General features: G+C 65.8%; 13 protein-coding genes. 10 read left to right on the top strand and 3 right to left on the bottom strand.

The window, feature by feature from the left end; translation table 11 throughout:
* Positions 1–29: 29 nt before the first annotated feature.
* Entirely contained in the window at positions 30–680 is a 651-nt protein-coding gene (locus K7H93_RS12545) for a hypothetical protein (RefSeq protein ID WP_054524863.1), read from the bottom strand.
* 122 nt (positions 681–802) lie between these two features.
* On the opposite strand from K7H93_RS12545, the gene ispH reads away from it, so the two are divergent.
* From ispH to rnhA, 3 genes are read left to right on the top strand one after another with little or no spacing between them, the layout of a single operon-like run.
* Positions 803–1,774 (top strand): 4-hydroxy-3-methylbut-2-enyl diphosphate reductase, encoded by a 972-nt coding sequence (ispH, locus tag K7H93_RS12540; RefSeq protein ID WP_230783905.1) that lies wholly within the window; start codon positions 803–805, stop codon positions 1,772–1,774.
* 19 nt (positions 1,775–1,793) lie between these two features.
* Positions 1,794–2,765, top strand: coding sequence for a homoserine kinase (locus K7H93_RS12535; protein WP_230783904.1), 972 nt, complete (start codon positions 1,794–1,796; stop codon positions 2,763–2,765).
* Positions 2,766–2,776: 11 nt separating this feature from the next.
* The gene (rnhA, locus tag K7H93_RS12530) at positions 2,777–3,211 is read left to right on the top strand and encodes a ribonuclease HI (RefSeq protein WP_230783903.1); all 435 of its coding nucleotides are present in this window, start codon (positions 2,777–2,779) and stop codon (positions 3,209–3,211) included.
* 110 nt (positions 3,212–3,321) lie between these two features.
* Here the strand turns inward: rnhA and K7H93_RS12525 are convergent, their stop codons facing one another.
* Positions 3,322–4,419, bottom strand: coding sequence for an NAD(P)/FAD-dependent oxidoreductase (locus K7H93_RS12525; RefSeq protein WP_230783902.1), 1,098 nt, complete (start codon positions 4,417–4,419; stop codon positions 3,322–3,324).
* A gap of 9 nt (positions 4,420–4,428) precedes the next feature.
* The gene (locus K7H93_RS12520) at positions 4,429–5,394 is read right to left on the bottom strand and encodes an alpha/beta fold hydrolase (RefSeq protein ID WP_230783901.1); all 966 of its coding nucleotides are present in this window, start codon (positions 5,392–5,394) and stop codon (positions 4,429–4,431) included.
* 93 nt (positions 5,395–5,487) lie between these two features.
* Between K7H93_RS12520 and K7H93_RS12515 the strand changes: the two genes are divergently transcribed.
* The 7 genes from K7H93_RS12515 to K7H93_RS12485 all read left to right on the top strand — a co-directional run bounded on the left by K7H93_RS12515 (position 5,488) and on the right by K7H93_RS12485 (position 12,829).
* A complete protein-coding gene (locus tag K7H93_RS12515; protein ID WP_054524868.1) occupies positions 5,488–5,982 on the top strand; it encodes an A24 family peptidase in 495 nt (164 codons plus the stop codon).
* Between the two features lie 137 nt (positions 5,983–6,119).
* Positions 6,120–7,181 carry a Flp pilus assembly protein CpaB gene (gene cpaB, locus K7H93_RS12510; RefSeq protein ID WP_010238951.1) on the top strand — a complete coding sequence of 354 codons (1,062 nt, stop codon included), beginning with the start codon at positions 6,120–6,122 and terminating at the stop codon, positions 7,179–7,181.
* Between the two features lie 20 nt (positions 7,182–7,201).
* Positions 7,202–8,776: a type II and III secretion system protein family protein gene (locus K7H93_RS12505; protein WP_054524943.1), complete on the top strand. Its 1,575-nt coding sequence runs from the start codon at positions 7,202–7,204 to the stop codon at positions 8,774–8,776.
* Positions 8,777–8,790: 14 nt separating this feature from the next.
* Positions 8,791–9,435, top strand: coding sequence for a CpaD family pilus assembly protein (locus K7H93_RS12500; protein ID WP_230783900.1), 645 nt, complete (start codon positions 8,791–8,793; stop codon positions 9,433–9,435).
* A gap of 27 nt (positions 9,436–9,462) precedes the next feature.
* The gene (locus K7H93_RS12495; RefSeq protein WP_054524870.1) at positions 9,463–10,770 is read left to right on the top strand and encodes a CpaE/TadZ family protein; all 1,308 of its coding nucleotides are present in this window, start codon (positions 9,463–9,465) and stop codon (positions 10,768–10,770) included.
* A gap of 59 nt (positions 10,771–10,829) precedes the next feature.
* On the top strand, positions 10,830–11,801 hold the full coding sequence (locus tag K7H93_RS12490; protein ID WP_054524871.1) for a type II secretion system F family protein: 972 nt from the start codon (positions 10,830–10,832) through the stop codon (positions 11,799–11,801).
* Positions 11,801–12,829 (top strand): type II secretion system F family protein, encoded by a 1,029-nt coding sequence (locus K7H93_RS12485; protein ID WP_010238962.1) that lies wholly within the window; start codon positions 11,801–11,803, stop codon positions 12,827–12,829. Before K7H93_RS12490 ends, K7H93_RS12485 begins: the two co-directional genes overlap by 1 nt.

Below are 12,829 nucleotides of genomic sequence, written 5' to 3'. Positions count from 1 at the left end.
GGAGCGGTACGCTCCCGCTCTTTCAGGCCCTAGCGGGTGGCGTTATAGGCCAGCTGCTCGTCGGACAGCTGGAAGCCGACCAGCAGTTCGAAACTGGCCGCCTGAACTGCTGCGCGCACCTCGGGATCGGCCAGCGGGTCGAGCGCGGCGTCTTCGTCGCCCGCCTTGCGCTCGCGTGTAATCCGCTCGCGCACATCGGCAGGCAAAGTCGCGTCGGCCCGGTTGATGAAGGCACCCGCCTGCCCCTGCCCGACCGCACGATCCTGTCCGTCCGCAAAGGCGATCCGCACCGTGCCGACCTTCTTGGTCACCACCGAGCTGCCACCGCGCAGCACTACGGAGAAATAGGGCAGCTCTACGGTACGCGCGCCGCGGGTGTCGCTGCGGGTCGCGTACACATCGAAGGTGGCGTTGGCATAGATCCGCTCGCCCTGCTCGTCGCACGTGGTGCGCAGATTTGTCATCGTCGCTTCGACGTCCATGTCGCGCGCCAGGCGGCTGGTCGGCGAGCTGAAGGTGGTGATATCGCCGGTGTAGTCCGGGATGCCCACCGCAGGGCACAGGCTGCGAACCGCCGTGACCCCGACGCCCTGGTTGACGACCAGATCGCCCGGCTTGGCGCAGGCAGACAGCGCGAGAACCGCAGCAGCGGGGGCGATAAGGCGAACGGCAGCATGCATATTTCGGTCGTATCCCTCACTCGATCGAGCATCGAACGCGTCAAACTCGTCCCGGCACCTAGCGGCGCGCGAGCAGAATGGCTAGATAGCGGCTTATGAACGCCGCATTTCCCGCTGAACAGATGCCCGCCGATCAAACCCCCGCCAAGGGGGACGACCGGCCAGGCCTCACGATCCTCATCGCCGCGCCGCGCGGCTTTTGCGCCGGGGTCGACCGAGCAATCGAGATCGTCGAGCGTGCGCTCGAAAAATACGGCGCGCCGGTCTATGTTCGCCATGAAATCGTCCACAACCGCTATGTGGTCGAAGGCCTGAAGGCAAAGGGCGCGATCTTCGTCGAGGAACTGGACGAGGTGCCCGACGACGCGCCGGTGGTGTTCAGCGCGCATGGCGTGCCCAAATCTGTGCCCGCAGAAGCGGAACGGCGCGAGCTGCTGTATGTCGACGCGACCTGCCCGCTGGTCAGCAAGGTTCACCGCCAGGCGGAACGGCTGCTCGAAAAAGACAAGCACATCCTGTTCATCGGCCACGCCGGGCATCCCGAAGTGATCGGCACCATGGGTCAAGTCGCCAAGGGCGAGATGACGCTCGTGGAAACGGTGGAGGACGTCGCGAACCTCCCCTTCACCAGCGAGGACGATCTCGCCTTCCTGACCCAGACGACACTCTCGGTCGACGATACGGCAGAGATCATCTCGGCGCTGCAGGCACGCTTCCCCTCGATCGCCGCACCCAAGGCGGAGGACATCTGCTATGCCACGTCCAACCGGCAGGCCGCAGTCAAGGAACTCGCGCCGGGCAGCGATCTGGTGCTGGTGATCGGCGCGCCGAACTCTTCCAATTCGCTCAGACTGGTCGAAGTGGCGGAGCGCTGCGGCACCACCGCCAAGCTGATCCAGCGGGCGGACGAGATTCAGCCCGAATGGCTGGAAGGCGTCGGCACTGTCGGCCTGACAGCAGGTGCCTCCGCGCCGGAAACGCTGGTCCGCGAAGTGGTCGACAAGCTCTCCGAATGGCGCACGGTCGAAGAACGCCCGGTGCTGGTGACCGAGGAGAAGATGACCTTCAAACTGCCCCGCCAGCTGGCAGACTGACGCACGCCTCGCCGCGATCGTGGCCGTCTACACCCACCTCACCGCGGGCGAGATCGCCCGGTTTCTCGCCCGCTTCGATGTCGGCGTCTTGCGCTCTGCCAAGGGCATTGCCGAGGGCGTTTCCAATTCGAACTGGCTGATCGAGACCGAGCGGGATGGTGCAGCGCGCCGCTTCATCCTGACCGTGTTCGAAGCGCGGACCGATGCGGCGGACTTGCCTTTTTTCCTGTCCCTGCTCGATCACCTGGCGGGCAAGTGCCAGCCGGTCCCGCGCACGATCCACACCCGTGACGATGCCAACATGACACTGGTGCGCGGCAAGCCCGCCGCGCTGATCGAATTCCTGCCCGGCGTCTCGATCGACGACCCGGACGAGACGCAGGCCCACGCCGTGGGCGTCGCGCTGGCGGACCTGCATCTGGCGACGCGCGATTTCACGCAGACGCGGCAGACATCGCTCGGCATCCCGACCTGCGTCGGGATGGTCCACGACCATGCGGAGCGTCTGGGAGAGGTCGATCCGGCGCTGCCAGACATCCTGCCCGATTGCGGCGCATCATTGCTGGAATCATGGCCCCAAGGCCTGCCCGACGGGACGATCCACGCCGATCTGTTCCCCGACAACGTGCTGTTCGTGGGCGAGCAGGTCACCGGACTGATCGATTTCTACTTCGCTTGCACCGGCCTGCTCGCCTTCGATCTTGCCGTCACCCATGCCGCGTGGAGCTTCACCGCCGCGGACAATGCCTTCCGGCCTGCGATCGGCGGCGCGCTGATGGCGGGTTACGAGAGCAGGCGCCCGCTCACCCAGGAAGAGCAGCGGGCACTGCCGATCCTCGCCCAAGCTGCCTGCCTGCGGTTCGTCGCCACGCGGGTGGAAGACTGGTTCGCTACCCCGGCCGACGGGCTGGTTCGCCGCAAAAACCCGATGCAGTTCGCGCAGCGGCTTGCATTCTACCGTGACCGGGGCGAAGCCGCGTTCCAGAGTTAGACGGGTCAATCATGAGCGACGTACAAATTTTCACCGACGGGGCCTGCAAGGGTAACCCCGGCCCGGGCGGCTGGGGCGCGCTGCTGCGCAAGGGAAAGACCGAGAAGGAGCTTTCCGGAGCAGAGCCCGACACGACCAACAACCGGATGGAAATGACCGCCGCGATTCGGGCGCTCTCCGCGCTCAAGCGGGGCTGCACGGTCGATCTCTATACCGACAGCAAGTACCTGATCGACGGGATCACCAAGTGGTTGCCCGGCTGGCAGAAGCGCGGCTGGCGCACCGCCGACAAGAAGCCGGTCAAGAACGAGGATCTGTGGCGCCAGCTGGCGGAGCTGACCGCAACGCACTCCGTCACCTGGCACTGGGTCAGGGGCCACTCGGGCCATGCGGAGAACGAGCGGGTCGACAGGCTCGCCAGCGACGCTGCGGAAACCCTGCGCTAGAGTCCCCACGCCAAGCCCCCGGGCAAAACCGGCCTGAGGAGTTCTCGATCACCTCGGCACCCGGGCTGTCTTGTTTTTGATCGAAGCGAACGCGGTCTGCGCGCTCGTCTCTACCCGAAGCGGGCTGGCGAGAAGCTCTGTTCGTCCAGCGCCTGCGTCATCGAATCGCGCGGCCTCTCGAGGAACAGCTGGCTGGCGAGCCGCGCGGCGGCAGGCGCGGTCTGGATGCCGAAGCCGCCCTGCCCCGCAAACCAGAAGAAACCGGGCAGCCGCGGGTCCCAGCCATAGACCGGCTTGCGATCGGGCGCGAAGCTGCGCAGCCCGGCCCAGGTCCGCTCGACCTTGCGGATATTGGCGTCGATCACTCCCCCGAACCGGTCGATCGCCTGCGCAACCGCCAGCTCCTCCGGCGCAGCATCGACGGGCGGCACCGGAGTTTCGTCATGCGGGCTGAGCCACAGACTGCCGCCGCCTTCCGGCTTGAAATAGAACCGCCCGGATATGTCGAGCGTCAGCGGCCCTTCCCTAGGCAATGGCGGATCGACCGACAGCTGCAGCATCGTGCGCAGGAGCGGCTGGATGCCCAGCGGGCGCGCACCCGCCATCCCGGCGAGCGTATCAGCCCATGCCCCTGCCGCGTTGACGATCGCCGCCGCGCGCCATTCGCTACCGTCGGCGCAGCGGATCGCCCAACCCTCGCCCTGGCGGTCTAGCGACTGGACCAGCGCACGAACTTCCAGCCGTGCTCCGCCCTGTTTCGCCGCCTTCAAATAATGCTGGTGCAGGCTCGCCACGTCGATATCGGCGCAATGCGGCTGCCAGATCGCCTCGCACCATTGGGGCAGCAGGCTCGCCACGTAATCGCGCGCCGCACCGGTCGCCAGCCGATCGAAGCGCGCGCCGCTATCGGCGAAACGTGCCGCGAAGGCATCCAGCTTCCCCGCATCTTCGGCCCGCCCGATATACAGCGCGCCGCGCGGGCTGAGGAAGCCGCCCTCACGCAAAAAAGTTTCCGACGCACGGCTGAGCGGTACCAACTCAGGCCCGCCGTAGCATTCTTCCCAGAACGCCGCCGAACGCCCGGTCGTGTGGTAACCGGGCGCATCCTCGCCCTCCAGCAGCAGGACGCGGGCGTGCGGCGCGATTTCCGCGGCAAGGCTCGCCCCGGCTATCCCCGCGCCGATAATCGCAAGATCATATTCGGCCATGGACGCTATCTAGGATTGGCGCGGCGCTTTGCGATCGAGAAAGTCGGCAATGCCATCCATCGCGCGTCCGCGTATCTCATCCACCTCACGGAAAATCTCGTGATGGGCCTCGTCGCCGAATTGCAGCAGTTCGGCAAAGGGCAGCCGCGCCGCCGCGCGCGCAATCGCGTCCCACGCGACCAACTGGTCGTTGGTGGTGCCGAACAGGAACACCGGCGTATCGACCCGTTCCAGCGCACCCTTCGCCTCGATCACCCGCATCGAAGCGATCGCGGCGGCCACCCAGCCCCAGCTTGCCGGGCCCATCGCGACATCGGGCCGCGCATTGCGCCACCACAACTCGTCCGCATAACGATCCGGATCATGCGTCAGCAGCGCACCGCGATCTTCGGGCAGCGCGCCGGGCTTCTCGCTCGTCTTCCATGCCGGTTGGCGCGGACCGCGCAGCCGCGCCATGCCCCTGGAGACCGCGCTCAGCAGCCAGAGCGGCCCCGGCGTGCCGACCAGGCCGAGCATCGGGGCGGAGAGCACCGCCGCATCGGGTGTTGCACGCCCTTCAACCAGTGCGCGCAGCACCAGATGCCCACCCATCGAATGGCCGATCAGTACGTGCGGGCCGGGCGTTTCCGCAACCCACTTATCCCACAGCACCGCCAGATCGGCGGTCCAGATCCCGAAATCGTCGATATGGCCGGTCAACCCGTCCTTGCCGAGACGGCCCGAGATGCCCTGCCCGCGCCAGTCGCTGGCGGTGACGTGCCAGCCTTCGCGCGCCCACTCGTCCAGCGTTTCGAGGTATTTCTCGTAGTGATCGCCGCGTCCGGGCATGAACAGGATCGATCCCCGCGCAGTCTCCGCCGCGACCGGCCAGTCGATCCGCCTGATCCTGGAGCCATCGGCGGTCTCCCAGTGGCTCTCACTCGCGGTGTCGGGGATGGCGCGGCGATCGAAGGATGTGCTCGGTTCTGGCGACATTGGTCTGAATGATCCGGAGGTTCGTGGTTACTTTTTGGTAAGCGCGGACGGGTAGCAGGTTTGTCCACCACTAGGGAGGCCTGCGGACCGTCCATGCTGAGCGACTATCTGCACTATGCACTGCTGATTGCACTGGCAATCGCGCTGGTCACGGCCGCGATCACCGATCTCAGATCGCGCAGGATCGCCAACTGGCTGACCGGCGGGGTTGCGCTGGGCGCGCCGCTGTTCTGGTGGGCCAGCGGCCTGTCGCTGTGGCCCGGCGTGGCGTTGCAATTCGCGGTCGCGCTGGCGGCGTTCGCAATCCTCGCCGTGCTGTTCGCGCTGCGTGCGATGGGCGGCGGCGATGTGAAGCTGCTGACCGCGCTCGCTCTGTGGATCGCCCCGCTCCCCTTCCTGCAACTGGTGTTCGTGATGGCGATCCTCGGCGGTGTGCTGACACTGGCGTTCGGCGCGTGGCACATCATGCGCCGCCGCAAGGAGCGGCTGGCGATCCCCTATGGCGTGGCGATCTCCGCTGCCGGGCTATGGATCCTGAGCGTCCACTACTTCCCCGCTGCCGGTGCAGCGATCGGCCTAACCGCCTGAAGATGCAGGCTCTGCCCGCAATGCCGCAGCAAAGCGCGAGAAGTTCAATGAACTCCATTTTAACCAGTTGTCGCTTAGTCAAGCGAGCCATCCCGCCCTTCGGCGTGGATATGTTCGATCTGGGGGACTTTTAAGTCATGGATAGGAAGAAGCTGGTTCTGCTGCTGGCGGCACTGGTCATCGCAGCGGGCACAGCGTTCATCGCGCGCAGCATGTTTGCCGGCGCGTCCGCCCCGGAAGTGGCTGCGGCAACCGGCCCGGTGGAGCCGACGGGCCCGCGCGTGCTGGTCGCCCAGCGCAGCCTGCCGGTCGGCACGATCATCACTCAGGATGCGATCAGCTATCAGGCCTGGCCCCAGGAACTGGTCCGCGACGCCTATTTCATCGACGGCGAGGCCGACGTGTCCAAACTGCTGGGCACCGTGGTACGCTACCAGATCACCGCCGGCGAACCGGTCACCCAGGGCGCGCTGGTCGCGCCGGGCGATCGCGGCTTCCTGGCCGCAGCGCTTGGCCCCGGCATGCGCGCAATCACCGTGCCGGTGAACGCCCAGACCAGTGTCGCAGGCTTCGTCTTCCCCGGCGACCGGGTCGATCTGATGATGACCCACGAGACCGAAGGCGTGAAAGCCACCGAAACCATTTTGCGCAATCTGCGCGTACTCGCGACCGACCAGTCGACCTCGCAGAACACCGTGGACGGCCAGACGGTGGTCAACGGCTTCAGCACCGTCACTCTGGAGGTGACTCCCAAGATCGCCGAAAAGATCGCGGTCGCGCAGACCGTCGGCACGCTCAGCCTCTCGCTGCGCTCGATCGCGGACAACAGCACAGATCTGGAGCGTGCGCTGGCTTCGGGTGACATCGCCATCCCCGACGATGCGACACCCGAAGAAGAAGCGCGCCTGCTCGCCCGTGCACGCAACATGCCCAGCGACACGGGCGCCTCTTTCGTCACCGGCGCCGACGTCTCGCGCTTTGAGCGGCGCGTTCCGCAACCGCAGAACAACGGTGGATCTGCCCCGCAGGTCGCTGCCGGGCCGGTTGCCGTGCCCGATGGCACTCCCGTCGGACCGCCCGTTTTCAGCGGACCCGTCGTGCGCGTGATGCGCGGCCAGGAAAGCACCGCCGTGCCCGCCGGCAAGACCGGCACGGTCAAGACGGATACCGCGCAGACCAGCCAGCTCAGGCGGGACTGATCATGGAAAAGGCAAGCATAATGAACGCCACCACAAGCACTGCATCGCGCCCCGCAGGCAAACGGGCGCGGCCTCGGCTGCGGCCCATGCTGCTCGGTGCCGCGCTGTGCGCCGCACCGCTTTCGATCGTCCCGACGATGGCCGACGCACAATCCGTCGTCCGCCCGACGCAGGACATCGTCCTGTCGATCGGCAAAGGCGAGCTGATCAACGTGCCCGGATCGATGGCGGATGTGTTCATCGCCAATGATTCGATTGCGGACATTCAGGTCAAGTCGCAGCGCCAGCTCTACCTGTTCGGCAAGTCGGGCGGTGAGACCACCGTCTACGCCAGCAACGCTGCGGGCGATGTGATCTGGGCCGCCAACGTGCGGGTCGGCTCCAATATCGGCAGCCTCGACCAGATGCTTGCGCTCGCAATGCCGCAGGCGAAGATCTCCGTCGCCACGATGGGCAGCAACACCGTGCTGCTGACCGGCACGGTCGCCAACCCGGAAGATGCAGCCGAGGCGGAGCGTCTGGTTTCTGCCTTCCTGGGCGATGAGACCAATGTGATCGCCCGGCTGACCACGGCTACCCCGTTGCAGGTCAACCTTCAGGTCCGCTTCGCAGAGGTCAGCCGTTCGCTGGTCCGCGCGATCGGGGCCAACCTGCTCAGCTCGGATGCCACCAACGGCTTCCAGTTCGGGGTCACCCGCGGGCGCAACTTTGCGCCGCAATACACCCCCGGCGGCCCCGTCGGCGTCGGTGTGACCGGCGGTAGCGACGGCTCTACCGTCATCACCGGCAACGGCACCGGAGCCACCATCGCGGGGCTGGGCAGCCTGTTCGGTATGGACCTCGCTGCAGCGCTCGACCTTGCCGAGACCAACGGCCTCGTCAGCACGCTCTCGCAACCCAACCTGACCGCGCTGTCGGGCGAAACCGCAGATTTTCTGGCTGGCGGCGAATTCCCGATCCCGATCAGCCAGGGGCTCGGCGCGACCTCGGTTGAATATCGCAACTACGGCGTCAAGCTGACCTACACGCCCACGGTGCTGGCCAATGGCCGCATCTCGATCCGCGTGTCGCCCGAAGTCAGCGAGCTGTCGTCGCAAGGCGCGGTCTCGCTCGACGGGGTGCAGATCCCCGCGCTGATCACCCGCCGCGCATCGACCACGGTCGAACTTGGTTCGGGCCAGAGCTTCATGATCGCCGGGCTGATGACCAACAATTCCCAGAGCACGATCGACAAGGCGCCGGGCCTGGGCGACGTTCCGATCCTGGGCAACCTGTTCCGCTCCAACAGCTTCCGCAAGGGCGAGACCGAACTGGTCATCGTCATCACCCCCTATCTGGTGAAGCCGGTCGACGGCAACGACATCCGCCTGCCGACCGATGGCTACAACAGCCCCGACACGCTCAGCCAGCTGGGCTTCAAGGAAACCGTCCCGCAGGGCGGCGTGCCCGATCGCCCCGGCCCCACCACCAGCGACCGGCAGTCACGCGGGCCGCAGATCTCGCAAGGGCAGCAGCCCGGTCCGCAGCGCGCCGAAAAGCCGCGCAAGCGGCAGCGCAGTGCGTCTGCCGCGCCGGGCTTCAGCCTGAACGATTGAGAGGACCAGTGACCATGAAACGCAACGCCCGTCTTGCCGCCGCCATGCTCACCTCGGCCCTCGTGCTGGGCCTTGGCGGATGCGCCGCACCCGATTTCAACCGCAGCCTCTACAGCCTCAACCAGCCGGTGGTGGAGCGCACGCATTACACGCTCGACGTGGCCGCAGGCCCGGGCGGGTTGCCGATCCCCGAACAGCGCCGCCTGGCGGGCTGGTTCGAGGCGCTCGATCTGGATTACGGCGATCGCGTCGCGGTCGAGGCGGACACCGCCAGCCCGGCGACGATCGCGGCGGTCGCAGGAATCGTCGAACGTTACGGCCTGCTCCTGAGCGATCAGGCCCCGGTGACCGAGGGCTTCGTCGAGCCCGGACGCACCCGGGTGATCGTCACCCGCTCGGTCGCCACCGTGCCGACCTGCCCCAACTGGACCGACGATGGCGATGGCAATTTCGCCAATGCGACCAGCCGCAATTACGGCTGCGCCACCAACAGCAACTACGCGGCGATGGTCGCCAATCCGGAAGACCTCGTGCGGGGACAGTCCAGCAGGGGCGGCTCCAGCGTCAACGGCTCGAACCGGGCGATAGAGGCCTACCGCAGCGGCGGCTCGCCGTCCGCGAGCAGCGCGCCCGCAACGGGTTCGGGCAGCCCGGACTGAGCCACAGCGATTGAACGAGGACACACGATGAACGCTCCGTGGAATTCAGGCATGTCAGGCAATCGCGATCCCTTCGCCGCCTTCCTGTGCGACGACACCGCAATCGATACGCTGCGCCCGGTCGTCGCCGAACTGGGCTGGGCGCCCGAAAAATGCGCCAAGGGTGGCCTGCGCAACGCGATCCAGTCGCTCGCGGTTGCGGCCAGCCCCAATATCCTGGTGGTCGATCTTTCCGAATGCAGCGACCCGCTGACCGATATCAACGCGCTCGCCGAAGTGTGCGAACCGGGGACCGTCGTGATCGCCGTGGGCCAGGTCAACGACGTGCGTCTGTATCGCGATCTGATCGCCAGCGGGATTCACGATTATCTTCTGAAGCCGCTCGCCTCGGGCCAGGTGCGCGATGCGCTCAACGAAGCGCAGGCGGTCTTCTCCGCGCCCAAAGCCGTCGATGCGCAGGCCGCTCGTCGGCATATCTCGACTGCGGTCGTGGGCACGCGCGGCGGCTCTGGCGCCTCAACCGTCGCAACCTCGCTCGCATGGCTGTTCAGCGACGAGCACAAGCTGCCGACCGCGATGCTCGATCTCGATGTGCACTTCGGCACCGGCGCCCTCACGCTCGACCTCGAGCCGGGTCGCGGGCTGACCGACGCGATCGACAATCCCGGTCGGATCGACGGCCTGTTCATCGAACGCGCGATGATCCGTGCGAACGACAATCTGTCCGTTCTGTCTGCGGAAGCGCCGATCAATTCGCCGTTGATGACCGACGGCGCGGGTTTCGTGCAGCTGGAAGAGGAATTCCGGCAGGCGTTCGAAATGACGGTGATCGATATGCCGCGCAACATGCTGATCAACTTCCCCCAGCTGCTGGCGGATGTGAACGTTGTTGCGCTGGTGTGCGAATTCACGCTCGCATCGGCGCGCGACACGATCCGCATTCTCAGCTGGCTGAAAACGCACGCACCCCACGCACAGCCGCTGCTTCTCGCCAACAGGGTGCAGAACGGCCTGAGCGAAATCACCCGTGGTGATTACGAAGCGTCGGTCGAGCGCAAGGTCGATTTCGTCATCCCCTACGACCCGAAGGCGGCGACCACCGCCGCCAAATTGGGCCAGGCTTTCGTGGAAGCGAACAAATCGAGCAAGGTCACCGCGCAGCTTCGCACCGTCGCGGACCGCATCCTCACCGCGAGCGATGAAGAGATCGATACCGGCGCATCGACCGACAAGAAATCGCTGCTTGGCTCGATCGACCTCAAGAACCTGCTGTCCTCGTCGAAGGGCAAGCCCAAGGCAAAATCCAAAAAGGGAGCCGCGAAGGTCGACGCATAAGGGCACGCGCGCCCGCAAAGGTCGCGTAACGCCCCGCGCGCGTACGAACGCAAGCCATCATGGACGTCATCCAGCTCTTCATTCTGTCGCTGGGCTTTCTGGCCGCGATCGGCCTGGTGGCCGCCGCGCTGGCCGGTCCGTCGACCCGCAAGCAGTTGCAGCGTCGGCTCAGCGGTGTGCGCACGCGCCACACCGACGATGCCAATGCGCGCGTCGAAAGCCAGATGAAGAAGGCGCTGGCCGCGCGCAAACCGAAGATTCAGAAGGCAGCAGGCAACGGCTCACGCTCGCAGGCGCTCGCGCTGCGCCTGCAGGCCACCGGCATGGGCTGGACCGTCAAGCAATATGTCTACGCCAGCATCGGCCTGGCGGTGATGATCGGCCTGATCGTCTACGCTCAGACTGGCGTGCCGCTGCTCTCCGCCATTGCCGGGCTGCTGATCGGCGCAGGCGTGCCGCACATGGCGGTCGGCTTCTTCATGAAACGGCGTACTGCCCAGTTCAATGCACGTTTCCCCGATGCGATCGACCTGCTGGTTCGCGGCCTGCGGTCGGGCCTGCCGGTTACGGAGACGCTGGCGGTGGTCGCGCAGGAAATCCCCGGCCCGGTCGGGATCGAGTTCAAGGGCATTATCGAGCGGATCAAGATCGGCCGTTCGATGGAAGAAGCGATGCAGGAAAGCGCCGACCGGCTGGGCATCGCGGAATTCAACTTCTTCGTCATCGCTCTTGCGATCCAGCGGGAGACCGGCGGCAACCTTGCCGAAACGCTCTCCAACCTCTCCGACGTGCTGCGCAAGCGCGCGCAGATGAAGCTGAAGATCAAGGCGATGAGCTCTGAATCCAAGGCATCGGCCTACATCGTCGGCTCTCTCCCATTCCTGGTGTTCGCGATGATCTGGTGGGTCAATCCCTCCTATCTCGGCGCGTTCTTTATCGACGAACGGCTGATGATCGCCGGTATCGGGGGGCTGGTCTGGATGAGCCTAGGCGTCTTCATCATGTCCAAGATGGTGAGCTTCGAGATCTGATGAACGGCGCAATTTCCCTTTCTGCCGGCTTCCTGTTCGGTGCGCCCGCAAACCCGACCCTGATGGGTGTGGACGTGATCGCGGTCGCCACCGTGCTCGCCGGAATCGCAGCAATGGCGGTCATGCTGGCGATCTACGCCGCCGTGACCGTGCGCGACCCGATGGCCAAGCGGATCAAGGCGCTCAACGAGCGGCGCGACGAGCTAAAGGCAGGGATCGTGCGGGAAACCGCGCGCAAGCGCAAAAGCCTGGTCCGGCGGACCCAGAAGACCGACAAGGTCAAGGATACGCTGGCCAACTTCAAGGTCCTGCAGCAGAGCCAGCTGGAGGTGGTGCAGCAAAAGCTCGCCCATGCAGGGATCCGCAACAAGGAATACGCGGTCTACGTGATCGGCGCGCGTGCGGTGCTGCCGATCGTGCTCGGCCTGATTGCATTCTACCTCTTCTACGTCTCCGACATGTTCGCCGACTGGGGCAGCTTCAAGCGGCTCGGTGCGCTCTCGATCGCGGTGTTCATCGGTTACAAGGGGCCCGAACTCTACATCGCGAACAAGGCCAAGAAGCGCACCGACGCGATCCGCAAGGGCCTGCCCGACGCGCTCGACCTGCTGGTGATCTGCGCCGAGGCCGGTCTGACGATCGATTCCGCCTTCACCCGCGTGGCGAAGGAACTGGGCCGCGCCTATCCCGAACTGGGCGACGAATTCCTCCTGACCTCGATCGAACTCTCCTTCCTCAACAACCGCAAGATGGCGTTCGACAACCTCGCCTACCGGGTCGATCTGGAAGCGGTGCAGGGCGTGGTCACCACCATGATCCAGACCGAGCGTTACGGCACCCCGCTGGCATCGGCGCTGCGCGTCCTCTCGGCCGAATTCCGCAACGAGCGGATGATGCGCGCCGAGGAGAAGGCCGCGCGCCTGCCCGCGATCATGACCGTGCCGCTGATCCTTTTCATCCTGCCGACGCTGTTCATCGTCATTCTCGGCCCGGCAGGCTGCTCGATCGCCGACGCGTTCAGCGGGTAG

Origin of the sequence: Citromicrobium bathyomarinum (assembly GCF_021021475.1) — a bacterium.
Taxonomy (GTDB): domain Bacteria; phylum Pseudomonadota; class Alphaproteobacteria; order Sphingomonadales; family Sphingomonadaceae; genus Alteriqipengyuania; species Alteriqipengyuania bathyomarina.
This window is presented reverse-complemented; position numbering and strand designations above follow the sequence as displayed.

Coding starts and splice junctions, on each gene's coding strand:
- K7H93_RS12545 (WP_054524863.1), bottom strand. CDS start 680: ATGCATGCTGCCGTTCGCCTTATCGCCCCCGCTGCTGCGGTTCTCGCG.
- ispH (WP_230783905.1), top strand. CDS start 803: ATGCCCGCCGATCAAACCCCCGCCAAGGGGGACGACCGGCCAGGCCTC.
- rnhA (WP_230783903.1), top strand. CDS start 2,777: ATGAGCGACGTACAAATTTTCACCGACGGGGCCTGCAAGGGTAACCCC.
- K7H93_RS12525 (WP_230783902.1), bottom strand. CDS start 4,419: ATGGCCGAATATGATCTTGCGATTATCGGCGCGGGGATAGCCGGGGCG.
- K7H93_RS12520 (WP_230783901.1), bottom strand. CDS start 5,394: ATGTCGCCAGAACCGAGCACATCCTTCGATCGCCGCGCCATCCCCGAC.
- K7H93_RS12515 (WP_054524868.1), top strand. CDS start 5,488: ATGCTGAGCGACTATCTGCACTATGCACTGCTGATTGCACTGGCAATC.
- cpaB (WP_010238951.1), top strand. CDS start 6,120: ATGGATAGGAAGAAGCTGGTTCTGCTGCTGGCGGCACTGGTCATCGCA.
- K7H93_RS12505 (WP_054524943.1), top strand. CDS start 7,202: ATGAACGCCACCACAAGCACTGCATCGCGCCCCGCAGGCAAACGGGCG.
- K7H93_RS12500 (WP_230783900.1), top strand. CDS start 8,791: ATGAAACGCAACGCCCGTCTTGCCGCCGCCATGCTCACCTCGGCCCTC.
- K7H93_RS12495 (WP_054524870.1), top strand. CDS start 9,463: ATGAACGCTCCGTGGAATTCAGGCATGTCAGGCAATCGCGATCCCTTC.
- K7H93_RS12490 (WP_054524871.1), top strand. CDS start 10,830: ATGGACGTCATCCAGCTCTTCATTCTGTCGCTGGGCTTTCTGGCCGCG.
- K7H93_RS12485 (WP_010238962.1), top strand. CDS start 11,801: ATGAACGGCGCAATTTCCCTTTCTGCCGGCTTCCTGTTCGGTGCGCCC.